At 72.4% G+C, this 24,142-nt stretch carries 24 protein-coding genes and 1 pseudogene; 16 read left to right on the top strand and 9 right to left on the bottom strand.

The annotated features are described in order from the left end of the window. Positions 1–56: 56 nt before the first annotated feature. Positions 57–785: pseudogene (locus ACZ7MY_RS12985) on the top strand (SAM-dependent methyltransferase); the annotation flags it as partial. A gap of 11 nt (positions 786–796) precedes the next feature. Here ACZ7MY_RS12985 and ACZ7MY_RS12980 read toward each other — a convergent pair. From ACZ7MY_RS12980 to ACZ7MY_RS12950, 7 genes are all read right to left on the bottom strand, one after another. After that, a complete protein-coding gene (locus ACZ7MY_RS12980; RefSeq protein ID WP_499601448.1) occupies positions 797–1,465 on the bottom strand; it encodes a hypothetical protein in 669 nt (222 codons plus the stop codon). Positions 1,466–1,582: 117 nt separating this feature from the next. After that, entirely contained in the window at positions 1,583–2,620 is a 1,038-nt protein-coding gene (locus tag ACZ7MY_RS12975) for a Gfo/Idh/MocA family protein (RefSeq protein WP_499601992.1), read from the bottom strand. 106 nt (positions 2,621–2,726) lie between these two features. Next, positions 2,727–3,746 (bottom strand): Gfo/Idh/MocA family protein, encoded by a 1,020-nt coding sequence (locus ACZ7MY_RS12970; protein ID WP_499601447.1) that lies wholly within the window; start codon positions 3,744–3,746, stop codon positions 2,727–2,729. A gap of 31 nt (positions 3,747–3,777) precedes the next feature. Next, on the bottom strand, positions 3,778–4,689 hold the full coding sequence (locus tag ACZ7MY_RS12965; protein ID WP_499601446.1) for a sugar phosphate isomerase/epimerase family protein: 912 nt from the start codon (positions 4,687–4,689) through the stop codon (positions 3,778–3,780). Positions 4,690–4,883: 194 nt separating this feature from the next. Then, a complete protein-coding gene (locus ACZ7MY_RS12960) occupies positions 4,884–5,759 on the bottom strand; it encodes an ATP-binding cassette domain-containing protein (RefSeq protein WP_499601445.1) in 876 nt (291 codons plus the stop codon). A gap of 5 nt (positions 5,760–5,764) precedes the next feature. Next, entirely contained in the window at positions 5,765–6,838 is a 1,074-nt protein-coding gene (locus ACZ7MY_RS12955; RefSeq protein WP_499601444.1) for an ABC transporter permease, read from the bottom strand. Positions 6,839–6,843: 5 nt separating this feature from the next. Continuing rightward, on the bottom strand, positions 6,844–7,857 hold the full coding sequence (locus tag ACZ7MY_RS12950) for a sugar ABC transporter substrate-binding protein (RefSeq protein ID WP_499601443.1): 1,014 nt from the start codon (positions 7,855–7,857) through the stop codon (positions 6,844–6,846). 274 nt (positions 7,858–8,131) lie between these two features. On the opposite strand from ACZ7MY_RS12950, the gene iolC reads away from it, so the two are divergent. From iolC to ACZ7MY_RS12885, 13 genes are all read left to right on the top strand, one after another. Continuing rightward, positions 8,132–9,079, top strand: a complete 948-nt coding sequence (iolC, locus tag ACZ7MY_RS12945; protein WP_499601442.1) for a 5-dehydro-2-deoxygluconokinase — start codon at positions 8,132–8,134, stop codon at positions 9,077–9,079. 32 nt (positions 9,080–9,111) lie between these two features. Continuing rightward, positions 9,112–9,990: a Cgl0159 family (beta/alpha)8-fold protein gene (locus tag ACZ7MY_RS12940; RefSeq protein ID WP_499601441.1), complete on the top strand. Its 879-nt coding sequence runs from the start codon at positions 9,112–9,114 to the stop codon at positions 9,988–9,990. A 38-nt stretch (positions 9,991–10,028) separates the two neighbouring features. After that, entirely contained in the window at positions 10,029–10,934 is a 906-nt protein-coding gene (gene iolB, locus ACZ7MY_RS12935; protein WP_499601440.1) for a 5-deoxy-glucuronate isomerase, read from the top strand. Beyond that, the gene (gene iolD, locus ACZ7MY_RS12930) at positions 10,934–12,805 is read left to right on the top strand and encodes a 3D-(3,5/4)-trihydroxycyclohexane-1,2-dione acylhydrolase (decyclizing) (protein WP_499601439.1); all 1,872 of its coding nucleotides are present in this window, start codon (positions 10,934–10,936) and stop codon (positions 12,803–12,805) included. The genes iolB and iolD overlap by 1 nt, the downstream gene beginning before the upstream one ends. 193 nt (positions 12,806–12,998) lie before the next feature. After that, positions 12,999–13,718: a GntR family transcriptional regulator gene (locus ACZ7MY_RS12925; protein ID WP_499601991.1), complete on the top strand. Its 720-nt coding sequence runs from the start codon at positions 12,999–13,001 to the stop codon at positions 13,716–13,718. An 86-nt stretch (positions 13,719–13,804) separates the two neighbouring features. Next, a complete protein-coding gene (locus tag ACZ7MY_RS12920) occupies positions 13,805–14,815 on the top strand; it encodes a sugar ABC transporter substrate-binding protein (RefSeq protein ID WP_499601438.1) in 1,011 nt (336 codons plus the stop codon). Beyond that, positions 14,812–15,834 (top strand): ABC transporter permease, encoded by a 1,023-nt coding sequence (locus tag ACZ7MY_RS12915; RefSeq protein ID WP_499601437.1) that lies wholly within the window; start codon positions 14,812–14,814, stop codon positions 15,832–15,834. Before ACZ7MY_RS12920 ends, ACZ7MY_RS12915 begins: the two co-directional genes overlap by 4 nt. Further along, entirely contained in the window at positions 15,831–16,610 is a 780-nt protein-coding gene (locus tag ACZ7MY_RS12910; RefSeq protein WP_499601436.1) for an ATP-binding cassette domain-containing protein, read from the top strand. The genes ACZ7MY_RS12915 and ACZ7MY_RS12910 overlap by 4 nt, the downstream gene beginning before the upstream one ends. 198 nt (positions 16,611–16,808) lie before the next feature. After that, positions 16,809–17,927 carry an ROK family glucokinase gene (locus ACZ7MY_RS12905; protein ID WP_499601435.1) on the top strand — a complete coding sequence of 373 codons (1,119 nt, stop codon included), beginning with the start codon at positions 16,809–16,811 and terminating at the stop codon, positions 17,925–17,927. 5 nt (positions 17,928–17,932) lie between these two features. Beyond that, positions 17,933–18,454, top strand: a complete 522-nt coding sequence (locus tag ACZ7MY_RS12900) for a hypothetical protein (protein WP_499601434.1) — start codon at positions 17,933–17,935, stop codon at positions 18,452–18,454. Between the two features lie 85 nt (positions 18,455–18,539). After that, positions 18,540–19,829, top strand: a complete 1,290-nt coding sequence (gene pcaDC / locus ACZ7MY_RS12895) for a bifunctional 3-oxoadipate enol-lactonase/4-carboxymuconolactone decarboxylase PcaDC (protein ID WP_499601433.1) — start codon at positions 18,540–18,542, stop codon at positions 19,827–19,829. A 127-nt stretch (positions 19,830–19,956) separates the two neighbouring features. Further along, positions 19,957–20,604, top strand: a complete 648-nt coding sequence (locus tag ACZ7MY_RS12890; protein WP_499601432.1) for an MBL fold metallo-hydrolase — start codon at positions 19,957–19,959, stop codon at positions 20,602–20,604. Positions 20,605–20,688: 84 nt separating this feature from the next. Continuing rightward, entirely contained in the window at positions 20,689–21,468 is a 780-nt protein-coding gene (locus ACZ7MY_RS12885) for an exodeoxyribonuclease III (RefSeq protein WP_499601431.1), read from the top strand. Here the strand turns inward: ACZ7MY_RS12885 and ACZ7MY_RS12880 are convergent. Beyond that, positions 21,393–22,250 carry a hypothetical protein gene (locus ACZ7MY_RS12880; protein ID WP_499601430.1) on the bottom strand — a complete coding sequence of 286 codons (858 nt, stop codon included), beginning with the start codon at positions 22,248–22,250 and terminating at the stop codon, positions 21,393–21,395. The genes ACZ7MY_RS12885 and ACZ7MY_RS12880 overlap by 76 nt on opposite strands. Before the next feature lie 108 nt (positions 22,251–22,358). Here ACZ7MY_RS12880 and ACZ7MY_RS12875 point away from each other — a divergent pair, with 108 nt between their 5' ends. Together ACZ7MY_RS12875 and ACZ7MY_RS12870 are read left to right on the top strand one after the other, a co-directional pair. Then, on the top strand, positions 22,359–22,697 hold the full coding sequence (locus ACZ7MY_RS12875) for a cupin domain-containing protein (RefSeq protein WP_499601429.1): 339 nt from the start codon (positions 22,359–22,361) through the stop codon (positions 22,695–22,697). A 5-nt stretch (positions 22,698–22,702) separates the two neighbouring features. Further along, positions 22,703–23,143, top strand: a complete 441-nt coding sequence (locus tag ACZ7MY_RS12870; RefSeq protein WP_499601428.1) for a DUF6278 family protein — start codon at positions 22,703–22,705, stop codon at positions 23,141–23,143. 27 nt (positions 23,144–23,170) lie between these two features. On the opposite strand, the gene ACZ7MY_RS12865 is transcribed toward ACZ7MY_RS12870, so the two are convergent. Further along, the gene (locus ACZ7MY_RS12865) at positions 23,171–24,028 is read right to left on the bottom strand and encodes a helix-turn-helix domain-containing protein (RefSeq protein WP_499601427.1); all 858 of its coding nucleotides are present in this window, start codon (positions 24,026–24,028) and stop codon (positions 23,171–23,173) included. Positions 24,029–24,142: the final 114 nt, after the last annotated feature.

The following is a 24,142-nucleotide window of genomic DNA, read 5'->3' as shown; positions in this document are numbered from 1 at the left end:
CGTCCGCGCCGAATTAACCGGATGCGGTGAACCTCCTGCCCTGCGAAGCTGCGCCGATGGAACGACGCCGCATCTCGCGCATCGCGCACACCCACCACCCGATCGCCGCGCCGCTCGACGACGCGGTGGTGCGCCACCTCCTCGGACGGGCGCTGCGCCGAGGGGACGAACGTGTCCTCGACCTCGGGTGCGGGGAGGGCGCCTGGCTGCTGCGGGCCCTCGACGGCCGCCCGGAGGTCACGGCGGAAGGCGTCGACCTGGACACCGGCGCACTGGAGAAGGCGGCCCGTGAGGCCACCGCGCTCGGCGTCGGCGACCGGCTGACCCTCCACGAGGGGGACGCCGGCGGCTTCGCCCCGCCGTACCTCTTCGACGTCGTCCTCAGCGTCGGCGCCGCACACGCCTTCGGCGGCCTCCTGCCGACCCTCGCCGCCGCCCGGGAGCACCTCGCCCCCGGTGGCACCGTGCTCATCGGCGACGGCTTCTGGGAGCGCGAACCCACCCCGGACGTCGTGGAGATGCTGGGGGAGTACGAGGACCTGCCGAGCACCGTGGACCGGATCGTCGCGGACGGCTGGACCCCGGTCCTCGCCCACGTCAGCAGCATCCGTGAGTGGGACGACTACGAGTGGTCCTGGACCGGCTCCCTCGCCGAGTGGGCCCTGGACCACCCCGGCGACCCGGACAGCGGCGCCGCCCTCGAAGCCGCCGCCGTCCACCGCGCCGAGTGGCTGCACGGCTACCGCGGCACGTTCGGCTTCGTCACGCTGCTGCTGCGGCGCACGACCTCGGGCGCTCAGCCGCCCGGAAGCCCCGTCGGACGGGAACGGAAGCTCGCCACCACGATGTGGAGGCTGACGACCAGCGCCCACAGCGGGAAGACCAGCTCGGCCAAGGGTACGTTCGGCACCACGAACAGCAGCGTGACGCCCACGAGGTAGCCCAGCAGCACCAGCCAGCGCGGGAAGGACCCCAGCCGCAGCCCGACGGTGGAGGCCGACAGCACGAACACCGCGGCCATCCGCATCGAGTACGTCGTCAGCAGGCTGTAGGTGAGGTGCTGGCCGAAGTAGGCCAGCTCGGCCCGCGGGGTTCCGGGCGAGGCGACCTGCGTGGTGGCCAGCAGGCTGCCGGCCGCCGCGGCGGCGCCGAAGAGCGTCGCTACGAACACCAGACCGCTGCCGAGGAACACCGTCGAGAGGAACTTGTCCTCGCCCGGGCCGACGTGCGCGCGCACCGCGCCGATGAACCACAGGAAGAAGATGCCGGCGAAGGGGATGAGGGCCAGTGCCGTCTGAACCCCGCTGCGCGAGGAGAGACTGAGCGGCGACTCGGTCAGCGCGCCCTCACCGCTGGGGATGGAGGCCCTGACCAGCACGATGGCGGCGCCGATCAGCACCGCGAACGCGATCCCCACGAGTCCCGCCGCACGGGGCGTGCGCAGCGCCTGGACCTTCATCGCCATGAAAGGTCCTTCCCTCGTGGACCGCCGGGACCGCCTCGTCCCAGCAAGCACCGCCCCCGGTGATCACGCCACCCGGGGCGGACCGCGGGGGTGACGTGCCCGCGGCGCCCCGCGGGGTCACCGCGCGCGCGTGCCGGCGTGCTCCGCGACCTCGGCCATCTCGGCGACCGTGACCGGCCGCCGCTCCCGGCGCGAGACCTCGCACGCCTCCGCCACCAGCAGCGCGTCGAGCGCCTCGCGCCCGTCGCAGGGGTTCTCCGAACGACCCGTCACGAGCTGCAGGAAGGCGTCGATCTCCGCCCGGTACGCGTCCCCGAAGCGGTCCACGAACCCGGTCCACGGGTCGGGCACGCCCGGGGCCGCGCCCGGTTCCACGGACGTGACCGGCGTACGGGGGCCGACGCCGACGGCGATCTGGGCCAGCGATCCGGCGAGTTCCATGCGGATGTCGTAGCCGGCGCCGTTGTAGCGGGTGGAGGTGGCGGTGGCGAGGGTGCCGTCGTCGAGGGTGAGGAGCGCCGCCGCGGTGTCCACGTCCCCCGCGTCGCGGAAGAAGGCGGCCCCGCCGTTGGCGCCCGTGGCGTAGACCTCGACGACCTCACGGCCGGTCACCCACCGCACCGCGTCGAAGTCGTGGATCAGGCAGTCCCGGTAGAGCCCGCCGGACAGCGGCACGAACTCCGGCGGCGGGGGCGCCATGTCGGAGGTCAGCGCCCGCACGGTGTGCAGCCGTCCGAGCCGTCCGGCCCGGACGGCCTCCCGGGCGGCGCGGTAGCCGGGGTCGAAGCGGCGCTGGAAGCCCATCTGGAGGACGGCGCCGGCCTCCTCGACCTCGCGCAGCGCGGTGACCGTCGACTCAAGGTCGAGGGCGACCGGCTTCTCGCAGTAGACGGGGAGCCCGGCCCGCACGGCGCGGGAGATCAGCTCCGCGTGGGCGGAGGTCGCCGAGGCGATGACGACCGCGTCCGCGCCGCCGGCGAACGCCGCGTCGACCGAGGACGCGGCCCGCGCGCCGGCACCCAGCCGCGCGGCGGCCCCGGCGGCCCGCGCGGCGTCGGCGTCCGCGAGGACCAGCTCGGAGACCTCGGGATGGGCGTGCAGGGTGGCCGCGTGGAAGGAACCGAGGCGCCCGACACCGAAGAGGACGACGCGCATGTACGGGGATGCCTTTCTCACGGATGCGGTGGAGGCGCGGGCGGGGCGGCCAGGGAGTAACCGTCCCACCCGCGCCGGATCCGGGGTGGCCGGGGACGTGCGTCCCTCAGCGGTAGAACGCCGGTCGGTCGGCCAGTTCGACCTCGACGCGCCCGCCCGTCTCCTGGGAGCGGACACCGGCCTCGCAGACCGCGGCGGCGGCGTAGCCGTCCCAGACGCTGGGGCCGGTGACCTCTCCGCGCCGGGTGGCGTCGACCCATGCCTGGACCTCGCGGTCGTAGGCGTCGGCGAAGCGTTCCACGAAGTCCTGGGCGATCGTGCCGCCCCAACGGCCCGCGGTGTTGACGAGCAGGTCGTGCGCGTCGCCGATGCGGGCGCTGCCGCGCTCGCAGACCGCCTCGGCCTGCACCTGGTAGCCGAAGCCGCAGTTGAGGAAGACCTCGACGTCGACGACCGCCCCGCCGTCGGTCTCGAAGACCACGAACTGCGGGTCGTCCAGGCCCGCGGGCGCGTTCGCGGACGGGCGGGGGCGCAGCACGGTGACGGCGGTGATCTCCTGGCCGAGCAGCCAGCGGGTCACGTCCATCTCGTGCACGAGAGAGTCGTTGACGAGGTTGGCGTTGGTGAAGCCGGGCGGGATGCTCGCGTTGCGGTGCCGGTTGTGCAGCATCAGCGTCCGGCCCAGTTCACCGCTGTCCAGCAGGGCCTTGAGCTTGCCGTACTCCGCGTCGTAGCGCCGCATGAAGCCGACCTGCACCCGCCGGTGCCCCAGGCGCTGCTCGGCCTCCATCACACGCAGCGCGGAGGCGGCGTCCGGTGTGAGCGGCTTCTCGCACAGCACCGGCAGGTCGTGCTCGAAGGCCGTGAGCAGCGCCGCCTCGTGGGCGGGGCCGGGCGAGGCGATGAGGACGGCGTCCACGTCGGCCGCGGCCATCGCCGCCGCGGGGTCGGTGTACGCCGTGCAGCCCTCGACGCCGTCGGCGACCGCCTTCACGCGTTCGGCGTCGACGTCGACGACGGCGGTCACCCGGGCACCGCTCACCACGTCGTTGATGCGGCGTACGTGGTCGGCGCCCATCTTGCCGGTGCCGATGACGGCGACCCCGAGCGGTCCGTGCTGCGTCATGATGCGTGTCTTCCCTTTCGTGGGCGGTGCGTCAGGCACCGCAGGAGCGCAGGAACTTCCGGGTGCGCTGCGCGATGGGCAGCGGCCGCTCCGGCTCGCAGGGGTACATGTCCTGCTCGACGATCGCGAACAGGTCGACGCCCAGGCCCTGCGCCGCGGCCAGCACCGGCTCCAGGGCGGGCACGCCGCCCGGCGGCTCACACATGACGCCGCGCTGCACGGCCGGGCCGAAGGGGACCCCGTTCTTGACGACGTCGGCGAGGATCTCCGGGTCGACCTGCTTCAGGTGCAGGTAGCCGATCCGCTCCCCGTAGGTCTCGATGAGCTTGACGCTGTCGCCGCCGCAGTAGGCGTAGTGGCCGGTGTCCAGGCAGAGGTTGACCAGGTCCGGGTCGGTGGCGTCGAGGAAGCGCTCGACGTGCTCCTCGGTGTCGATGTGCGTGTCGGCGTGCGGGTGGACCACGATGTCCAGGCCGTAGGTGTCGCGGACCTGGCGGCCCAGGCGCTCCATGCCGGTGGCGAGGTGCCCCCACTGCTCGGCGGTGAGTTCGCGCGGCTCGATGATCTCGGCGGTCTTGTCGTCGCGCCAGAAGGACGGGATGACCACCAGGTGGCGGGCGTCCATGGCCTGGGCGAGGGCGGCGACCTGGCCGACGTGCTCCCAGGTGGCGTCCCACACCGAGGGGCCGCGGTGCAGGGAGGTGAAGACGGTGCCCGCGGAGACCTTCAGGCCCCGGCGCGCGGTCTCCTCGGTGAGCCGGGCCGGGTCGGTCGGCAGGTAGCCGTACGGGCCCAGCTCGATCCACTCGTAGCCCGACTGGGAGACCTCGTCCAGGAAGCGCTGCCAGGGCACCTGCTGGGGGTCGTCGGGGAACCAGACGCCCCACGAGTCGGGCGCGGAGCCGATCCGGATCCGGTCCAGAACGGGGGAGGGGGCAGTCATGAGGAGGGCTCCTCTCACCGGTCGCCGCGGACCGGTCGTGGTTCGGTAGGGCGGCCCGTCAGGGCGGTGGTACGGATGCCCGCGGAGCTCCGTGGTCCCGCTGGAAGCTTCGCCGTCCGGCCGGGCAGCCGTCAAGAGTTAGTCCTGACATACGGACGTCATGTCAGGGTCGGGGGGAAGGGCCGGGCCGCCCCTCACGGGGAGGTGCGGCCCTCGGCCAGGTCCTCCGGACCGGGCAGTTCGTCCACGTCGACGCCGCGGACCTGGGCCAGTTCGTGCTTGAGCGCGGCCAGCTCCGTGCCGCCGGCCATGTGGTGGGTGAGCTCCTCCAGGGAGACCTCCTTCCGTGCCGCACTCAGTTCCAGGGTGCCCAGCCGCAGCACGGAGAAGTGATCGCCGACCATGAACGCGTGGTGCGGATTGTGGGTGATGAAGATGACGCCCAGACCCCGCTCGCGTGCGGCCGCGATGTACTTCAGGACGACGCCGGACTGCTTGACGCCCAGTGCCGCGGTGGGTTCGTCCAGGATCAGCACCCGTGCGCCGAAGTGGACCGCGCGGGCGATGGCCACGGACTGCCGCTGGCCGCCGGAGAGGGTGCCGATGGGCTGTTCGAGGTCGTCCAGGACGATGCCCATCGCCCGCAGTTCCTCGTCCGCGGTCCGTTTCATCCGGACGATGTCCAGGCGGCGTACGGGCCATGGCCCGCGCGTCAGCTCGGAGCCGAGGAAGAAGTTCCGCCAGACCGGCATCAGCGGAACGGTCGCCAGGTCCTGGTAGACGGCCGCGATGCCGCGGTCCAGGGCCTCCCGGGGGGTGTTCAGCCGTACGGGCGCGCCGTCGATGCGGAACTCGCCCTCGGTGTGCCGGTGCAGCCCGGAGACGATCTTGATCAGGGTGGACTTGCCCGCGCCGTTGTCGCCGAGGACGCAGGTGACCTGCCCCGGCCGGACGGCCAGGTCGACGCCGTGCAGGGCGCGGACGTTGCCGTAGCTCTTGCCCACCCCGTCCAGTTCGACGAGGGGCTCGGCGGCGGCGGTGCCGCCGGGGGTGGTGGTGGCGGTGGTCATCGAGCTCACCTCCGGGTCGCCGTGCGGCGGACCCACAGATTGACGAGGGTCGCGATCAGGAGCATCACGCCGAGGAAGAACTTGAACCAGTCGGGGTTCCAGTTGGCGTACACGATGCCCTGCGAGACCATCCCGAAGATGAAGGCGCCGATCACCGAGCCGATCGCCGAACCGTAGCCGCCGGTGAGCAGGCAGCCGCCGATGACCGCCGCGATGATGTACAGGAACTCGTTGCCGACGCCTTCGCCCGACTGCACCGCGTTGAACGAGAAGAGCAGGTGCATGCCGGTGAACCAGGCGCCGAAGCCCACGGCCATGAACAGCGCGATCTTGGTGAAGGCCACGGGTACGCCGACCGCCCGCGCGCTGTCCTTGTTGCCGCCGACCGCGAAGGTCCAGTTGCCGAACCGGGTGCGCAGCAGCACCCAGGTGGCGAGCGCCGCGAAGCCGAGCCACCACAGCACCGTCACCTTGAGCTGGACCCCGCCGACACCGATCTCCGAGGCGAACAGCGCGCGCGCCTGGCCGAAGCCGTCCATGTCGCTGATGGAGTCGGTGGCGACGTTGCCGGTGAATATCTTGGTGACGGCCAGGTTGAGGCCCTGCAGCATCAGGAAGGTGGCCAGGGTGATGAGGAAGCTGGGCAGCCCCGTCTTCACCAGCAGGTAGCCGTTGAGCGCCCCGATGCCCAAGGACACCACCAGGGCGACGGCCACACCGGTCCACACGTTCATGCTGAGCTGGAAGCTGAACATGCTCGCGGTCAGCGCCGACGCGGTGACGGCGACGCCGGCCGAGAGGTCGAACTCGCCGCCGATCATCAGCAGGGCCACGGGCAGCGCCATGATGCCCATGACCGACGCCTGGTAGAGCACGGTCGCAAGCGATCCGGCCTCGCGGAACGACGGCGCCACCGCGAAGAAGAAGAGGTAGACCGCGACGGCGGCGATCAGCGCGCCGATCTCCGGGCGGGCCAGTGTCCGGCGCAGCAGCGAGCGTTCGGCGGTGCGGCCGTCCGCCTCGGAGGCGGGTGCCGCGGGTGGTGAGGGGGACGCCGCGGGGGCGGCTGCCTGGGACACAGGGATCACCGGGTGCCCTTCGCGGCGAACGCGGCCACGGACTCGACGTTGTCCTTGTCGACGAAGGCCGGGCCGGTCAGGACCGGTGCCACGCCGCCGCCGCTGACGTTGCCGTTGGTCTTGTACAGCCACAGGGAGTCGACGGACAGGTAGCCCTGCAGGTACGGCTGCTGGTCGACGGCGAACTGCACCCCGCCGTCCTGGACGGCCTTGACCAGGTCCTTGTTGAGGTCGAAGGTGCCGACCTTGGCATTGCTGCCGGCGTCCGCGACCGACTGGACGGCCGTCAGCGCGAAGGGCGCGCCCAGGGTGACGACGTAGTCGATGCCGGAGTCCTGCTTGAGCTTCGCAGTGATCGTGGACTTCACCGACGGCATGTCCGTGCCGTTGACGTAGAGGTTCTCGGTCTTCCCCTTGAACGTCTTCTTCACGCCGGCGCAGCGGGCCTCCAGGGCGACGTGGCCCTGTTCGTGGATCACGCAGACGTTGTGCTTGGCGCCCAGGTCGTTGAGCTTGTCGCCCAGCGCCTCGCCGGCGACGCTCTCGTCCTGTCCGAAGTACTCCAGCAGCCCCTGGTCCTTCCAGTCGTCCAGGCCCGCGTTGAAACCGACCACCGGGATGCCCGCGGCCTCCGCCTTGGCGACGACGTCCTTCATGGCGTCGGGCTTGGCCAGGGTGACGGCTATCCCGTCGACCTTCTGGTCGATCGCGTTCTGGATCAGGTTGGCCTGGGTCGCGGCGTTGGGGTCGTTGGAGTAGACCAGCTCCACGTTGTCCTTGGCGGCGGCCGCCTGGGCGCCCTTGCGGATCAGGTCCCAGAAGGTGTCGCCGGGGGCGGCGTGGGTGACCATCGCGATCTTCATCCGCGGGGTGTCGGCCTTTCCCGCGGCGGGGGCGCCCGCCGACTCCTCGGCCTTCTTCCCGCCTGAGCTGCTGGAACAGCCGGCTGCGAGGAGGACGGCGGCGGTGGAGAGGGCCGCGACGGCGGAGATCCGACGGTATCTGCGAGAGCGTTCCATGTTCCTGCACCTCACTGCGGTGGGAGGGAGAAGGGGACGGACGTGTTCACATGGCCGGGTGCTGCACGGGAGCAAACCCCTCCCCGGGGTCCCTGTCAAGACTTTGTCAAGACATCAATTCATCTCGACGTAACGACAAGGTAACGAGCCGGACGTCCGGCGGTCGGTACGTTCGTATGTAAGGACATAGTGTTGACAGCGCTCGGCCGGGCGGGCTAGACCTGACAGGGCCGCAGAGCGACCCCCCGGTGACGCACGACGAGGAGTCACGCCCATGACCGAGCCGTACGACCTGATCACGATGGGCCGGATCGGGGTGGACCTCTACCCGCTGCAGACCGGTGTCCCGCTGCCCCAGGTCGAGACGTTCGGGAAGTTCCTCGGCGGCTCCGCCACCAACGTCGCGGTCGCCGCCGCCCGCCTCGGCCGCGCCACCGCCGTCATCACCCGCACCGGCGACGACCCCTTCGGCACCTACTGCCACCAGGCGCTCAAGGAGTTCGGCGTCGACGACCGCTACGTCACGCCGGTTGCCGCGTACCCGACACCGGTCACCTTCTGCGAGATCTTCCCGCCGGACGACTTCCCGCTCTACTTCTACCGGCTCCCCAAGGCCCCCGACCTGGAGATCCACGCCGGCGAACTGGACCTCGACGCGATCCGGGCCGCCCGCATCTTCTGGATGACCGGGACCGGCCTGTGCGCGGAGCCCAGCCGCACCGCCACCCTCACCGCCCTCGAGGCCAGGGCCCGCCGCGGCACCACCGTCTTCGACCTCGACTGGCGCCCCATGTTCTGGAAGGACCCCGACGAGGCCCGCCCCTACTACGCGCGGGCGCTGGCCTCGGCCACCGTCGCCGTCGGCAACCTCGACGAGTGCGAGATCGCCACCGGGGTGCGCGAACCGCGCGCCGCCGCCGAGGCGCTGCTCGCCGCCGGGGTCGAACTCGCCGTCGTCAAGCAGGGCCCCAAGGGCGTCCTCGCCGTCCACCGCGACGGCACCACCGCCGAGGTGCCGCCGGTACCCGTCGACGTGGTCAACGGGCTCGGCGCGGGCGACGCCTTCGGCGGCTCCCTCTGCCACGGGCTGCTCGCCGGCTGGGACCTGGAGCGGATCATGCGCCACGCCAACGCCGCGGGCGCGATCGTGGCCTCCCGCCTCGCCTGCTCCTCCGCGATGCCCACCGCGACGGAGGTCCAGGACCTCCTCGGCCGCGGCTGACGGTCCGTCCCCTGCCCGAAAGTGAGCTCCTCTTGAGCATCAGCATCTCCGACCTGGTGAAGGTGCGGACCCACCACCCCGAGGCGATCGCCGAGGCCGCCGCCCGCCGCGTGCGCCGTCCGCTCGTCGGTGACAGCGGCCGGCTGATGATCCTCGCCGCGGACCACCCCGCGCGGGGCGCGTTCGCCGTGGGGGACCGGGAGTTCGCCATGGCCAACCGCGTGGACCTGCTGGAGCGGCTGTGCACCGCGCTCTCCCGTCCCGGCGTCGACGGTGTGCTCGGCACCGCGGACATCCTGGAGGACCTGCTGCTGCTCGGCGCGCTCGAGGGCAAGGTGGTCATGGGGTCGATGAACCGCGGCGGCCTGGCCGGCGCCTCCTTCGAGCTCGACGACCGCTTCACCGGCCACCGCGCCCAGGACATAGCCCGGCTCGGCTTCGACGCGGGCAAGCTGCTGCTGCGCATCAGCTACGAGGACAGCGGCTCGCTGAGCACCATGGTCGCCACCGCCCGCGCCATCGACGAGATGGCCGAGCACCGGCTCCCGGTCTTCGTCGAGCCGTTCATATCCCGTCGCGTCGACGGCAGGGTCCGCAACGACCTCAGCGCGGAGGCGGTCACCAAGTCCATCGCCATCGCCTCGGGGCTCGCCGGGACCTCCGCCTACACCTGGCTCAAGGTGCCCGTCACCGAGGACGTCGACGACATGGCGACCGTCATGGAGACCTCCACGCTCCCCGCCGTCCTGCTGGGGGGTGAGGTGGGCAGGGAACAGGAGGCGGTCTACGAGAAGTGGCGCAAGGCGCTGCGCCTGCCCACCGTCCAGGGCCTGGTCGTCGGCCGCACCCTGCTCTACCCGGCGGAGGGCAGCGTGGAGACCGCCGTCGACACCGCCGTCGGTCTGCTGTGACGTCCCGGTCGAACCGCGAGAAGTGCGAGGCCCACACCATGAACGGCACCGAGGAGCACCTGCCCGCCGGGAAGGCCGCCGCCGGCCCCTACGCCGTCGACGTCGACCCCGGCCGGGCCGGCTGGGAGCACTCCTCCCTGCGGGTCCTGGAACTCCCGCCCGGCGGACGGCACGAGTTCGCCACCGGCGACAGCGAGTGGATCGTGCTGCCGCTCTCCGGCGGCTGCGAGGTCTCCGCCCAGGGGGAGACCTTCCGGCTCACCGGGCGCGAGAGCGTGTTCACGGCGGTCAGCGACTTCGCGTACGTGCCGCGCGACGAGACCGTCACCGTCACCACCGCCTCCGGGGGCCGCTTCGCCCTGACCGGCGCCCGCTGCGAGCGGCGGCTCCCCGCCCGCTACGGACCGGCCTCCGCCGTCCCCGTCGAGCTGCGGGGCAGCGGCAGCTGCAGCCGCCAGGTCAACAACTTCGGCGCCGCCGGGGTCTTCGAGTGCGACCGCCTGATCACGGTCGAGGTGCTCACACCCGCCGGCAACTGGTCGTCCTTCCCGCCGCACAAGCACGACGAGGACCGCGAGGGCGAATCGCGCCTGGAGGAGATCTACTACTTCGAGATCGCCCCGGCGCACGGCAAGGACGGCATCGGCTACCAGCGCGTCTCGCCCTCCGGCAACGGCCGGGGCACCGACGTCCTCGCCGAGGTCCGCAGCGGCGACGTCGTCCTCATCCCCGACGGCTGGCACGGTCCCTCGATGGCCGTGCCTGGTCACGACATGTACTACCTCAACGTCATGGCGGGCCCGGGGGAGGAGCGCGCCTGGCTGATCTGCGACCACCCCGACCACGCCTGGATCCGCGACACCTGGCCGGACCAGCCGGCCGACCCGCGCCTGCCTCTGTACACCGCCCCCGCCGCCACCGGCGAAGCCCCCGAGAGGTCCTGATGAGCAGCCAGTCCGTACGCCGCCTCACGGTCGCCCAGGCGCTGGTGCGGTTCCTGTCCGCGCAGTACACCGAGCGCGACGGGGTCCGCCGCCGGCTCGTCGCCGGCACCTGGGGCATCTTCGGCCACGGCAACGTCGCCGGCATCGGCCAGGCGCTGGTGGAGTACCGGGAGGAGATGCCCTACCACCAGGGCCGCAACGAGCAGGCCATGGTGCACGCCGCCGTCGGCTACGCCCGGCAGCTCAACCGGCTGTCCGCGCAGGCCGTCACCACCTCCATCGGCCCCGGCGCCACCAACCTCGTCACCGGCGCCGCGCTCGCCACCGTCAACCGGCTGCCGGTGCTGCTGCTCCCCGGCGACTCCTTCGCCAACCGCGTGCCCGACCCGGTGCTCCAGCAGCTGGAGCACACCCAGTACGGCGACGTCACCGTCAACGACGCGCTGCGGCCGGTCTCCCGCTGGTTCGACCGGGTCACCCGGCCCGAGGCACTGATCCCGTCCGCGCTCCAGGCGATGCGGGTGCTGGCCGACCCCGCCGAGACCGGGGCCGTCACGCTCGCCCTCCCGCAGGACGTCCAGGCCGAGGCGTACGACTGGCCCGAGGAGTTCTTCGCCGAGCGCGTCTGGCACGTACGCCGTCCGGCTCCCGAGGCCGCCGAACTGGCCGCCGCGGCGGACGCGGTGCGCGCCGCGCGGCGTCCGCTGATCATCGCGGGCGGCGGTGTCCACCACAGCGAGGCCGAGGCCGCCCTGCGCACGCTGGCCGAGGCGACCGGCATCCCTGTGGCCTCCACCCAGGCGGGCAAGGGCTCGCTGCGCCACGACCACCCGGCCGACCTCGGCGGCGTCGGCCACACCGGCACCGCCGTCGCCGACGACATCGCGCGCACCGCCGACCTGGTCATCGGCGTGGGCACCCGCTACACCGACTTCACCACCGCCTCCTCCACCCTCTTCGCCGCCCCCGGGGTGCGCTTCCTCAACCTCAACGTCACCGGCTTCGACGCCCACAAGCTCGGCGCCCGCACCCTGGTCGGCGACGCCCGCGCGAGCCTGGAAGCCCTCGCGCGAGCCGTGGCGGGCCACCGCGTCGCGCCGGAGTACGAGGCCGAGTACACCGCCGGCAAGGAGCGCTGGGAGCGCGTCGTCGACGCCGCGTACGCCGCGGACGACACCGACCGCCCCACCCAGACCCAGGTGCTCGGTGCCCTCGACTCGGTGGTCGGCGACGACGACGTGCTGATCAACGCCGCCGGCTCCCTCCCCGGCGACCTGCACAAGCTCTGGCGCGCCCGCAGCCCGCGCCAGTACCACCTGGAGTACGGCTACTCCTGCATGGGCTACGAGATCCCGGCCTCCATCGGCGTGCGCATGGCGGCGCCCGACCGGCCCGTCTGGGCGCTCGTCGGGGACGGCACCTACCTGATGATGCCGACGGAGATCGTGACCGCCGTGCAGGAGGGCGTGAACGTCAACCTCCTCCTGATCCAGAACCACGGCTACGCCTCCATCGGCGGGCTGTCCGCCGACGTGGGCGGCGAGCGCTACGGCACCGCCTACCGCTACCGCGCCGCCGACGGCTCCTTCACCGGCGACCCGCTCCCGGTGGACCTCGCCGCCAACGCCGCCAGCCTCGGGATGGACGTGCTGCGCGCCGCGACGGTGCGCGAGCTGCGCGAGGCGCTGGCCACCGCCCGCGCCTCCGACCGTCCGACCTGCGTGTACGTGGAGACCGACCCCACGCCGACGGCACCCGCCGCCCAGGCATGGTGGGACGTGCCGGTCGCCGAGACCGCCTCCCGAGAGGCGGCCGTCGAGGCCCGCAAGTCCTATGAGCGGTACCTGGGCGACCGCCGCCGCCACCTGTGAGGCGGCTCCCCGGACCGCTCCCGGAACCCGGCACCACCGACCGCACCACCGACCGCACCGGCCCGTCCGCGGGCCCTGGAGAAGGCGTGGATCCACATGTTCGGACAATGTGATGTCAGAGTTTCCTGAGATCGATACCGGCGGATACGCTCCCCCTGTGTCCAAAGCAGAGTCCGCGCCGCTCGAGTTCGAGGTGGACCGCTCCAGCCCGGTGCCGCTGTACTACCAGCTCGCGCAGCAGCTGGAAGGTGCCATCGAGCACGGCAGGCTCGCTCCCGGAAGCCTCCTGGGCAACGAGATCGAACTCGCGGGACGGCTCGGCCTCTCCCGGCCGACCGTCCGGCAGGCCATCCAGTCCCTGGTGGACAAGGGCCTGCTGGTGCGCCGGCGCGGCGTGGGCACCCAGGTCGTGCACAGCCAGGTCAAGCGGCCACTGGAGCTGAGCAGCCTCTTCGACGACCTGCAGGCCGCCGGGCAGAGCCCCGCCACCCGGGTGCTGCGCAACGAGACCGAGCCGGCCTCCGCCGAGGTCGCCGCGGCGCTCGGCATCGCCGAGGGCAGCGACGTCGTCGTCCTGCAGCGGCTGCGCTTCACCCACGGCGAGCCGATGGCCCACATGTGCAACTACCTGCCGCCCGGACTCCTCCCGCTGGACGACGCCAAACTGGAGTCCACCGGCCTGTACCGCATGATGCGCGCCGCCGGGATCACCCTGCACAGCGCCCGCCAGTCGGTCGGCGCCCGCTGCGCCACCGAGGCGGAGGGCGAGCTGCTCGCGGAGGAACCGGGGGCGGCGCTCCTCACCATGAGCCGGACGACCTACGACGACACGGGGCGGGCCGTCGAGTACGGCAGCCACATCTACCGCGCGTCCCGCTACGCCTTCGAGTTCCAGCTGCTCGTGAGGGCCTGAGCGGCCGCGGAACCCCCCCTTCCGCGAGCATCGCACCCTGTGACGGATACTTGGTCGGTTCCAAGACCAGCAGGGAAAGGCACGACGTGGAGAGCGCGAACAGGGGAAGGCGTGCGCTCGGTGCGCTACTGACAGTGGTCATCGGTGTGGCGCTGGCGGGCTGCAGCAGCACCGGAGGCCTGCGCGCCGAGCAGCGGGCCAAGGAGGCCCGGGCCAACGGGTCGGCCGTCGACACACCGAGGTGGACGGTCGCCATGGTCACCCACGCCGGCGCCGGCGACAGCTTCTGGGACATCGTCCAGAAGGGCGCCCGGCAGGCCGCCGCCAAGGACAACATCAAGTTCCTGTACTCCAACAGCGACCAGGGCAAGGACCAGGCGCAGCTGGTGCAGACGGCCATCGACCAGAAGGTCGACGGCCTGGTCGTCACGCTCGCCAAGCCCGAGGCGATGAAGGACGTCGTCCTGAAGGCGGAGAAGGCCGGCATCCCGGTCATCACCATCAACTCGGGGTCCGCCCAGTCCAAGGAGTTCGGCGCCCTGGCCCACATCGGCCAGGACGAGACCATCGCCGGCGAGGCCGTCGGCGACGAGCTCACGGCGCGCGGCAGGAAGCACGTCCTGTGCGTGCTGCACGAGCAGGGCAACGTCGGCCACGAGCAGCGCTGCGGGGGAGTGAAGAACACCTTCGAGGGCACGACGGAGAACCTTTACGTCAACGGCACCAACATGCCCGACGTCCAGTCCGCCCTCCAGGCCAAGCTGGCCGCCGACCGTTCCATCGACGCCGTCGTGACCCTCGGCGCGCCCTACGCGGCCACGGCCGTCAAGGCGAAGGAGCAGGCGGGCAGCAAGGCCGAGGTCGACACCTTCGACCTCAACGGCCAGGTCGCGGGCGCGCTGGAGGCAGGCACCCTCGGCTTCGCCGTGGACCAGCAGCCCTACCTGCAGGGCTACGAAGCCGTGGACCTGCTGTGGCTCTACCGCTACAACGCCGACGTCCTCGGCGGCGGCGGCCCGGTGCTCACCGGCCCGCAGATCGTCACCAAGGACGACGCGGCCGCGCTGAAGGACTACGCGAAGCGGGGCACCCGATGACCGCGGACAGCCTCGCGCCCCCGAGGGGGCTCGGGAACCGCCTGTTCAGCCGCCCCGAGCTGGGCGCCGTGGTCGGCGCCGTGGCCGTCTTCATCTTCTTCTCGGTGGCCGCCGACTCCTTCCTGCGGCCGGCGAGCCTCGGGACCGTCCTGTACGCGGCGTCCACCATCGGGATCATGGCGGTGCCGGTGGCGCTGCTGATGATCGGCGGCGAGTTCGACCTGTCGGCGGGCGTCCTGGTGACGTCCTCCGCCCTGGTGTCGTCGATGTTCAGCTACCAGATGACGGCCAACGTCTGGGTCGGTGTCGGCGTCTCGCTGCTCGTCACCCTCGCCATCGGCTTCTTCAACGGCATCATGCTGGCCCGCACCAAGCTGCCGAGCTTCATCATCACGCTGGGCACCTTCCTGATGCTCACCGGGCTCAACCTGGGCTTCACCAAGCTCATCGACGGCACGGTCAGCACGAAGTCGATCGCCGACATGGAGGGCTTCCCCTCGGCGCGTGCGCTGTTCGCCTCGCACCTGACCATCGGCGACGTCGACCTCCAGGTCACCATCCTGTGGTGGATCGCCCTGGTCGCCGTCGCGACCTGGGTGCTGCTGCGGACCCGCGCCGGCAACTGGATCTTCGCGTCCGGAGGCGGCCCCGACGCGGCCCGCGCGGTCGGCGTCCCCGTCACCCGTACGAAGACGGGCCTCTACATGGCCGTCGCCTTCTGCGCGTGGATCTCCGGACAGCACCTGCTGTTCTCCTTCGACGTGGTGCAGTCGGGAGAGGGCATCGGCAACGAGTTCCTGTACATCATCGCCGCGGTGATCGGCGGCTGTCTGATGACCGGCGGCTACGGCTCGGCCATCGGCTCCGCGGTCGGCGCGTTCATCTTCGGCATGACCAGCAAGGGCATCGTCTACGCCGAGTGGAACCCGGACTGGTTCAAGTTCTTCCTGGGCGCCATGCTGCTGCTGGCCACACTGCTCAACGCCTGGGTGCGCAAGCGGGCGGAGGCGGCGAAGTGACGGCCCTGGTGAGGCTGACCGACGTCAGCAAGGCGTACGGGCACGTGCGGGCCCTGGAGGACGTCTCCCTGGAGGTGCACGCGGGGGAGATCACCTGCGTCCTCGGTGACAACGGCGCCGGGAAGTCCACCCTCATCAAGATCATCGCGGGGCTGCACCAGCACGACCGGGGCAGCTACGAGATCGAGGGCGTGCCCGTGCGCCACGCGTCGCCCCGTGAGGCACTCGACCACGGCATCGCCACCGTCTACCAGGACCTGGCCGTCGTCCCGCTGATGCCGGTCTGGCGGAACTTCTTCCTCGGTTCCGAGCCGCGCAGGGGCCGGGGCCCCTTCAAGCGCCTGGACGTCGCCTTGATGCGGGAGACCACGCGCACGGCGCTGCGCGACATGGGCATCGACCTGAGCGACGTGGACCGGCCCATCGGCACCCTGTCGGGCGGGCAGCGCCAGTGCGTCGCCATCGCCCGCGCCGTGCACTTCGGGGCCAAGGTGCTCGTCCTCGACGAGCCCACGGCGGCGCTCGGCGTCCGGCAGTCCGGCGTCGTGCTGAAGTACGTCGCCGCGGCACGGGACGCCGGCCTCGGCGTGGTCCTCATCACGCACAACCCCCACCACGCCCACCTCGTCGGCGACCGCTTCGTCCTGTTGCGCCGCGGCACGATGACCGGCACCTACACCAGGGACGGGATCACGGTGGACGAGCTCACTCGGGAAATGGCCGGGGGCACGGACCTGGAGACCCTCGCCCACGAGTTGCGCCGCCCGGCACCGTGACGGCGGGCGGGCGGCCCCGGCCGCCCGCCCCGCGCACCCACCCGCCGTCGCCCGGGACCGGGGGCCACGCCCCCGCGATCCCGGGCACTTAGAATCACTCGGAGAACCGCCCCCGACCCCGGAGAGACGAGCCTTGCGAGCGACGACCGAGCAGCAGTTCGGGAACGAGTCCGGGATCGGATCCACGGGGGTGAACCGATGAGCATGTACCGGGGTGCCGCCCGCTCCTCCAGCAGCTCCACGCTCCTGAGCACGGTGGGCCGCCGTGAGCGCCGCTCGCACCTCACCGCGCCCCGCGTCCCCACCGTCGGCATCGACATCGGCGGCACCAAGGTGATGGCCGGCGTGGTCGACGCGGACGGCAACATCCTGGAGAAGCTGCGCACCGAGACGCCGGACAAGAGCAAGAGCCCGAAGGTGGTGGAGGACACCATCACCGAGCTCGTCCTCGACCTGTCCGAGCGGCACGACGTGCACGCCGTCGGCATCGGCGCGGCCGGCTGGGTGGACGCCGACCGCTCCCGTGTGCTCTTCGCCCCGCACCTGTCCTGGCGTGACGAGCCGCTGAAGGCCCGTCTCACCGAGCGCCTGCGGGTGCCGGTCATGGTCGACAACGACGCGAACACCGCCGCCTGGGCGGAGTGGCGCTTCGGCGCCGGCCGCGGCGAGAGCGACCTCGTGATGATCACGCTCGGCACCGGCATCGGCGGCGCCATCCTGGAGGACGGCCACGTCAAGCGGGGCCGCTTCGGTGTCGCCGGCGAGTTCGGACACATGCAGGTCGTGCCCGGCGGGCACCGCTGCGCCTGCGGCAACCGCGGCTGCTGGGAGCAGTACAGCTCGGGCAACGCCCTGGTGCGCGAGGCCCGCGAACTCGCGGCGGCGGACTCCCCGGTCGCGTACGGGATCATCGACCGGGTCGACGGCCAGGTGCGGGAGATCACCGGTCCGCTCATCACGGAGCTCGCTCGTGAGGGTGACGCGATGTGCGTCGAGCTCTTCCAGGACATCGGCCAGTGGCTGGGCGTCGGCATCGCCAATCTCGCCGCCGCCCTGGACCCTTCCTGCTTCGTCATCGGCGGCGGCGTCAGCGCGGCCGACGACCTGCTGATCGCCCCGGCCCGTGACGCCTTCCGGCGCCATCTGACCGGGCGCGGGTACCGGCCCGAGGCGCGTATCGTCAAGGCGCAGCTCGGCCCCGAGGCCGGGATGGTCGGCGCCGCGGATCTGGCGCGGCTGGTCGCGCGCCGCTTCCGGCGGGCCAACAGGCGGCGGGTCGAGCGGTACGAGCGCTACGCGAAGGTTGTCGGCAAGTGAGTGCCATGCCCCCGAGGAAGCCACCGCGCTGGGTGCAGTGGACGGTCGTCCCGCTGCTGATCCTGGTGCCGATCGGCTACGTGATCATCTCCGCGGAGCAGAGCCGGGACAGCGGCGAGGAGAAGCAGGAGCAGGCGGCCGCCACCACGCTCACCTACCTGTGGCCCACGAAGGTGCAGCGGCGCATCTACGAGGTGACGATCCCGTCCGGTTCGACGCCCGTGGCGTACCTGGAGACCAACAACTGGGCCGCCAGCTCCTTCTACGTGCAGTTCCGTACCAACCAGGGCGGCCTGGACACCTTCCTCGCCCAGTACGGCCGGAGCCGCTCCGCCCTCCGGGACGGCGACGTGACCGTGAGCCCGAAGCAGGCCCGCGCCGTGCGCTGGGACTTCGGTGCCTCCGGCAAGTGGGCCGGTCTGAAGCTCAAGCAGCACGGTGACAAGCCGGACCACAACATCACGGTCGACTTCTCCAACACGGACCACCCCGTGGTCTATGTCGTGTCCACGATAAACTTCCGCTGACCGGCGCCCAGGCGCCCCACGGCCGCCCACGCCGTCGCGGGGCCCGGCCGTCCCCGCCCGCGAACGCCTCGATAGCGTGGCGCGAGTGAGCGACGAGCAGAGCACGCAGACCCTCCAGCACCGCGTCGACGGGCCGCAGGACGCGCCGGTCCTGGTCCTCGGCCCCTCACTGGGCACGACGTGGCACATGTGGGACCGGCAGATACCCGAGCTGACCCGCCAGTGGCGGGTGCTGCGGTACGACCTCCCCGGGCACGGCGGCGCACCCGCCGACGCCTCGGTGTCCACCGCCGAACTGGCCGACCGCCTGCTGCGCACCCTGGACGAGGCCGGCATCGAGCGCTTCGGCTACGCCGGCTGCGCCTTCGGCGGCGCCGTCGGCACCCAGCTGGCACTGCGTGCCCCGCAGCGCGTCGCCTCGCTCGCCCTGGTCTCCTCGGCGGCCCGCTTCGGGACGCCCGACGCCTGGCGGCAGCTCGGAGTGGTCGTCCGCGCCAACGGCCTGGAGCAGATCGCGCTCAGCGCCCCCGAGCGCTGGTTCGCCCCCGCCTTCCGTGCCGCTCAGGCCGCCATCGTGGACTGGTCCGTCCAGATGGCCCGGGCCGTCGACCCGGAGTGCTACGTCGCCGCCTGTGAGGCGCTGGCCTCCCACGACGTGCGCGCCGAGCTGGGCCGGATCACCGTGCCGACGCTGGTCCTGGGGGGCGCCGAGGATCAGGTGACACCGCCCGCCGACGCCCGGGCCCTGGTCGCCGGGATACCGGACGCGCGCCTCGCGGTCGTTCCCGGAGCCTCGCACCTGGTGCCGGTCGAGCAGCCCGCCGCCGTCGGCGAGCTCCTCGTACGCCACTTCGAGGCCACCTGGACCGAGCAGCCCGTCGTCGTGGCCGCGCCCGTTCAGCCCGCGGCCGTCGCCCCGGAGCCCGCACCGGCGGTCGCGACCCCCGTACGGCCCGGGCCGCAGCACCAGGGAGGCGTCGCGCCCGGCCGCGTCGACCCGTACGCCGAGGGCGACCGCACCCGGCGCGAGCTCCTGGGCGACGCGCACGTCGACCGGGTGGAGGCCGAGGAGGCCGACGAGCCCGCCGGGGCCTTCGAGGAGTTCGTCACCCGCTACGCCTGGGGCGAGCTCTGGAACCGGCCCGGGCTCGACCGGCGGACCCGCAGCGTCATCACCCTGACCGCACTTGTCGCGGGCGGCCACCACACGGAACTGGCCGCGCACACCCGGGCGGCGCTGCGCGGCGGCCTCACCCCGGCCGAGATCGAGGAGGTGCTGCTCCACGCCGCCGTCTACCTCGGGGTGCCCGCCGCCACCTCCGCCCACGCGGTGGCGCGGCGCGTCATCCGGGAGGAGACTCGGCCAGGGGTGTGAGCCCGCGCGCAGGGCGGCAGCGTCGTCCCGCCGGCCCATCGGCGCCACCACCTGGATGCGGCGTGTGCGGCGCGCACGGCCTCGGCCATGATGGCCACGCAAAGGATCACCGCTCCGGAGGAGAGTCATGAAGCTGACGAAGAGGGGCCACGCCTGCGTCCGCCTGGAGAAGGACGGGCGCGTGCTCGTCATCGATCCCGGAGGCTTCACCGAGCCGGACGCCGCGGTGGGGGCGGATGCGGTCCTCGTCACGCACGAGCACGCGGACCACTTCAGCGAGCAGCAGTTGCGCGCCGCCCTGGAGGCCGACCCCGCCGCCGAGATCTGGACCCTCAAGAGCGTCGCCGACCAGGTCTCGGCCGCCTTCCCGGGCCGGGTCCACACCGTCGGCGAGGGCGACACCTTCAGCGCGGCCGGCTTCGACGTCGAGGTGCACGGCCAGATGCACGCCGTGATCCACCCCGACATCCCGCGCATCACCAACGTCGGCTTCCTCGTCGACGGCTCCGTCTTCCACCCCGGCGACGCGTTCACCGTGCCCGGCCGGTCCGTCGAGACGCTGCTGCTGCCCGTGCACGCCCCCTGGAACAAGGTCTCCGAGGTCATCGACTACCTCCGCGAGGTGAAGCCGGCCCGCGCCATCGACGTGCACGACGGGCTCCTCAACGACCTCGCCCGCACCCTGTACGACCGGCTGCTCGGCCCCGACGGGCCCGGCGTCGGCGGCGCGGAGCACGGCAGGCTGGCCCCCGGCGACAGCACCGACCTGGGCTGACGCCCCGGCCGCACGACCCGCCGCGGACGGCCGCCGGGAACGCCCCGGGACCGGTTGTCGGAGGCGGGCGGTACATTCGGGTCCATGCGCATCGCCACCTGGAACGTCAACTCGATCACCGCCCGCCTGCCGCGGCTGCTGGCCTGGCTGGAGAAGAACAGCCCGGACGTGCTGTGCATCCAGGAGACCAAGTGCACCGAGGAGCAGTTCCCGTTCGAGGAACTGCGCGCCCTCGGCTACGAGACCGCCGTCAACGCCACCGGCCGGTGGAACGGGGTCGCCCTCCTGTCCAAGGTGGGCCTCGAGGACGTCGTCGTCGGCCTGCCCGGCGGCCCGCTGTACGAGGAGGCCGACGAGCCCCGCGCGGTCTCGGCGACCTGCGGCCCGGTCCGGGTCTGGTCGGTGTACGTGCCCAACGGCCGTGAGGTCGGCCACGAGCACTACGCGTACAAGCTGCGCTGGTTCCAGGCGCTGAGCGCGGCGGTCGCGGAGGACGCGGCGGGCGAGCGCCCCTTCGCCGTCCTCGGCGACTACAACGTGGCGCCCACCGACGAGGACGTGTGGGACCCCACGGTCTTCGAGGGGATGACCCACGTCACCCCCGCCGAGCGCGAGGCGCTGGCACACCTGCGCGAGGCCGGGCTCAGCGACGTGGTGCCCCGCCCGCTGAAGTACGACCGTCCCTACACCTACTGGGACTACCGCCAGCTGGCCTTCCCCAAGAACCGCGGCATGCGGATCGACCTGGTCTACGCGAACCAGCCCTTCAGCAAGGCGGTCGGCGACGCCTACGTCGACCGCGAGGAGCGCAAGGGCAAGGGCGCTTCCGACCACGCCCCCGTCGTGGTCGACCTGGACGTCTGACCGGTCCTGGGCAGGCCCAGCGCGAAGCGCCCCCCGGCCCTGCGCTGGAACTCGACGTGGCCGCGGAGCCCCGGCGGGCAGGGCAGGTGCAGGGTCGCCGGGTGCGCCACCTCGCGCAGGTCCACCACCAGGGCGTCGTCCGGCAGTCCGGTCAGCACGGCGGCCAGCTCCGGGTCCGCCGCCGGCCGGGCCTGTCCCACCGGGGTGCCCCGCAGGTCGGGGCGGTAGGAGAAGACGTTCGAGGTCTCGGCGAGCCGTTCCAGCACCGCGGCGTGGTCCGGGACCGACCCGTCGGCCCGGGCCGCCCCCGGCTCCGCACCGGGGGGCAGGCGTTCCAGGGCCGCGAGCCCCGCCCGGGCCAGCAGGGTGACCCAGTCGACAAGCGAGGGCGCGACGTACGCCCAGGTGTCGGGGAAGACCCCGGTCGCCGCGAACACCCGGCCCCAGGCGCCGGTGCCCCCGTCCACGTCGACGAAGAGCGTGTCCCCGCCCGACTCGTGCAGCAGGTGCGCGGAGCCGGGTGGCCCCACGGCCCAGCCGCCGGGGTGCAGACCCCGCTCGGGGGCGAGCCGGTACTCCTCCAGGCCGCCGATGCGGATCGACCGCACCCTGCCGACCAGGCGCCGCACCTCGCCGGGGAGCGGCACGCCCCACGCCGCGATCTCGGCGTCCTCCGCGCCGGTTGCGAGCCGGACCGCGCCCGGGGCCCGCGCCGCCAGCTCCTCCAGCAGCCGCCAGGCGCGGTCCGCCGCCCGCCCCCCGGCTTCCCGTTCATCCCGCATTGCGTGGCCCTTCTCGCGCCGGGCAGCCTTACGTCACGTATTGTGCGGCAACGGAACGTATACAACGTGTCGTTACCGTTGGCATACGCCCGCGCGTACGCTCCGGCCATGAAGAGCTTCTCCGTCGACATCGCCGCCGCCGTGCTCGACCCCGAACCCCTGGACGCGGCACAGATCGTCTCCGGCTCCCCCGAGGTCACCGGGAAGGTGCTGTGGCGGTCGGCCGACGGCACCCGCTCCAGGGGGGTCTGGCAGATCACCCCGGGCGTGGTGACCGACACCGAGGCGGACGAGATGTTCGTGGTCGTCAGCGGACGCGCCACCGTCGAGGTGGAGGGCGGACCGACCCTGGAGCTCGGTCCGGGAGAGGTCTGCGTCCTCCGCGAAGGAGACCGCACGACATGGACCGTCCACGAGACACTCCGCAAGGCCTACGCCATAGGCTGATGCCCATGGACATCTCCTTCCTGGACAGGTGGCGCAAACGGTACGGCGAGGTCCGCGGCGCGGCCGTACCGGAGTCCCTCGCCGAGGACCAGGAAGGAGTCGCCGAACTGCTCTCGGAGTGCGAGCTGCTGCGCGCCAGGGCCGAGGCCGAGGGCGTGGAACTGGACGACACTGCTCTCTCGTTGGAGCGCCTGGACCAGTTGGTGCCGCGCTGGCGCGACGACCCGGACGAGCTGTCCTGGCTCGGCAACGATGCCGGGCTCTACCTCGGCACGGTCGTGGTGCGCACCGTCCCGGGCGCGAGCTGGCAGATCTGGCCCAACGGACGGCCCGTCATCCAGCTGGCCTCCGGCCGTGAACTCGACGTCGTCGAGGCGGGCCACGAGTGGGCGGAGAGCGGTACCCCGGAGCTGTCCCAGGTCTACGCCGAGGCCTCCGAGGTCTGATCGCCCGCCGGGCCCGCGACGGGCACCCTAGATGACGCGTTCGGCCTCGCCGAGCATGGCCTCGAACCAGCGCTCGAAGCCGTAGAGCACCGAACCGGGCGGGGTGGCGGTGAGCCGGTAGACCAGCGAGCCCCGCGGGTCGGCCGGTGGTCCGATGACGGAGACGAAGGTGGCGCCGTCGAGGCGCACCAGCCTCCACACCGGTGGGGTGCGGTAGCGGTAGACCTCGAGCCGAATCGTTCCTTCTTCGGCGAGGGCACCGAGCATGTCCTCCGCGAAGCGGAGGCTCGAGGAGAAGAAGCGCGGTGTCTCGCCGACCTCCTCCGCGATCCGGGCCACCGCCGGGCTCTCCGGGTGCAGCAACAGCAGCCGCATGCGGGCCGTCCCGGTCCGGTCCCGGCGGGTCAGCGGCCCGCGCAGCAGCGAGTCGCCGAGCGCCAGCAGGCCGAGGGCGCGTACGCCCACCACGTCCACCGCATCGGCGCTCACCGCCACCTCACGGATCTCCGCGGCGGCCTCGGGCTTGGTCAGCGCGACCGCGGCCACCTGTGGATGGTCCATCAGGTCCCGGACGCCGTAGGAGCGCAGGCGGCGCGGTGCGAGCCCCATGAGCAGCCGTGCGTGGTCCGGCATGCGCAGTCCCTGCGCGATGCGCTCGAACACGTCGAACCGCACCACCGAACGGCGGCCCCGCACGATCTCGTTGACCCGGCCCTGCAACAGCCCCGTCGCGGCTGCGATGCGTGACTGGCTCGCGCCGCCGTACTGCTGCGCGAACCGCAGGATGGCCCCGGCGTCGCGGGCCCGCAGGGCCTCCCGTATCTCCTCGCGCTCCCAGGCCCACGCGGGGATCTCGACGGCATCACCGGTAACCGGTCCCGACATCCACGACTCCCGTCCACCCCGGCGGCGGTCCACCGGCGTTACCAGCGGGTATGTCGTGGTGAGAATAGCGCGGGGGTATCGCGTGCACAGGTGCTTCGCGGGAATGCTCGGCGC

The sequence above is a fragment of the Streptomyces sp. NPDC111520 genome, assembly GCF_055635295.1.
This window is presented reverse-complemented; position numbering and strand designations above follow the sequence as displayed.

What these genes read in the sequence shown, in the direction of transcription:
- ACZ7MY_RS12905 (WP_499601435.1), top strand. Translation starts at nt 16,809, where the DNA reads ATGAGCATGTACCGGGGTGCCGCCCGCTCCTCCAGCAGCTCCACGCTC.
- ACZ7MY_RS12915 (WP_499601437.1), top strand. Translation starts at nt 14,812, where the DNA reads ATGACCGCGGACAGCCTCGCGCCCCCGAGGGGGCTCGGGAACCGCCTG.
- ACZ7MY_RS12865 (WP_499601427.1), bottom strand. Translation starts at nt 24,028, where the DNA reads ATGTCGGGACCGGTTACCGGTGATGCCGTCGAGATCCCCGCGTGGGCC.
- ACZ7MY_RS12870 (WP_499601428.1), top strand. Translation starts at nt 22,703, where the DNA reads ATGGACATCTCCTTCCTGGACAGGTGGCGCAAACGGTACGGCGAGGTC.
- ACZ7MY_RS12975 (WP_499601992.1), bottom strand. Translation starts at nt 2,620, where the DNA reads ATGCGCGTCGTCCTCTTCGGTGTCGGGCGCCTCGGTTCCTTCCACGCG.
- ACZ7MY_RS12980 (WP_499601448.1), bottom strand. Translation starts at nt 1,465, where the DNA reads ATGGCGATGAAGGTCCAGGCGCTGCGCACGCCCCGTGCGGCGGGACTC.
- ACZ7MY_RS12970 (WP_499601447.1), bottom strand. Translation starts at nt 3,746, where the DNA reads ATGACGCAGCACGGACCGCTCGGGGTCGCCGTCATCGGCACCGGCAAG.
- ACZ7MY_RS12875 (WP_499601429.1), top strand. Translation starts at nt 22,359, where the DNA reads ATGAAGAGCTTCTCCGTCGACATCGCCGCCGCCGTGCTCGACCCCGAA.
- ACZ7MY_RS12960 (WP_499601445.1), bottom strand. Translation starts at nt 5,759, where the DNA reads ATGACCACCGCCACCACCACCCCCGGCGGCACCGCCGCCGCCGAGCCC.
- ACZ7MY_RS12900 (WP_499601434.1), top strand. Translation starts at nt 17,933, where the DNA reads ATGCCCCCGAGGAAGCCACCGCGCTGGGTGCAGTGGACGGTCGTCCCG.
- iolC (WP_499601442.1), top strand. Translation starts at nt 8,132, where the DNA reads ATGACCGAGCCGTACGACCTGATCACGATGGGCCGGATCGGGGTGGAC.
- iolB (WP_499601440.1), top strand. Translation starts at nt 10,029, where the DNA reads ATGAACGGCACCGAGGAGCACCTGCCCGCCGGGAAGGCCGCCGCCGGC.
- ACZ7MY_RS12890 (WP_499601432.1), top strand. Translation starts at nt 19,957, where the DNA reads ATGAAGCTGACGAAGAGGGGCCACGCCTGCGTCCGCCTGGAGAAGGAC.
- ACZ7MY_RS12885 (WP_499601431.1), top strand. Translation starts at nt 20,689, where the DNA reads ATGCGCATCGCCACCTGGAACGTCAACTCGATCACCGCCCGCCTGCCG.
- ACZ7MY_RS12880 (WP_499601430.1), bottom strand. Translation starts at nt 22,250, where the DNA reads ATGCGGGATGAACGGGAAGCCGGGGGGCGGGCGGCGGACCGCGCCTGG.
- iolD (WP_499601439.1), top strand. Translation starts at nt 10,934, where the DNA reads ATGAGCAGCCAGTCCGTACGCCGCCTCACGGTCGCCCAGGCGCTGGTG.
- ACZ7MY_RS12965 (WP_499601446.1), bottom strand. Translation starts at nt 4,689, where the DNA reads ATGACTGCCCCCTCCCCCGTTCTGGACCGGATCCGGATCGGCTCCGCG.
- ACZ7MY_RS12950 (WP_499601443.1), bottom strand. Translation starts at nt 7,857, where the DNA reads ATGGAACGCTCTCGCAGATACCGTCGGATCTCCGCCGTCGCGGCCCTC.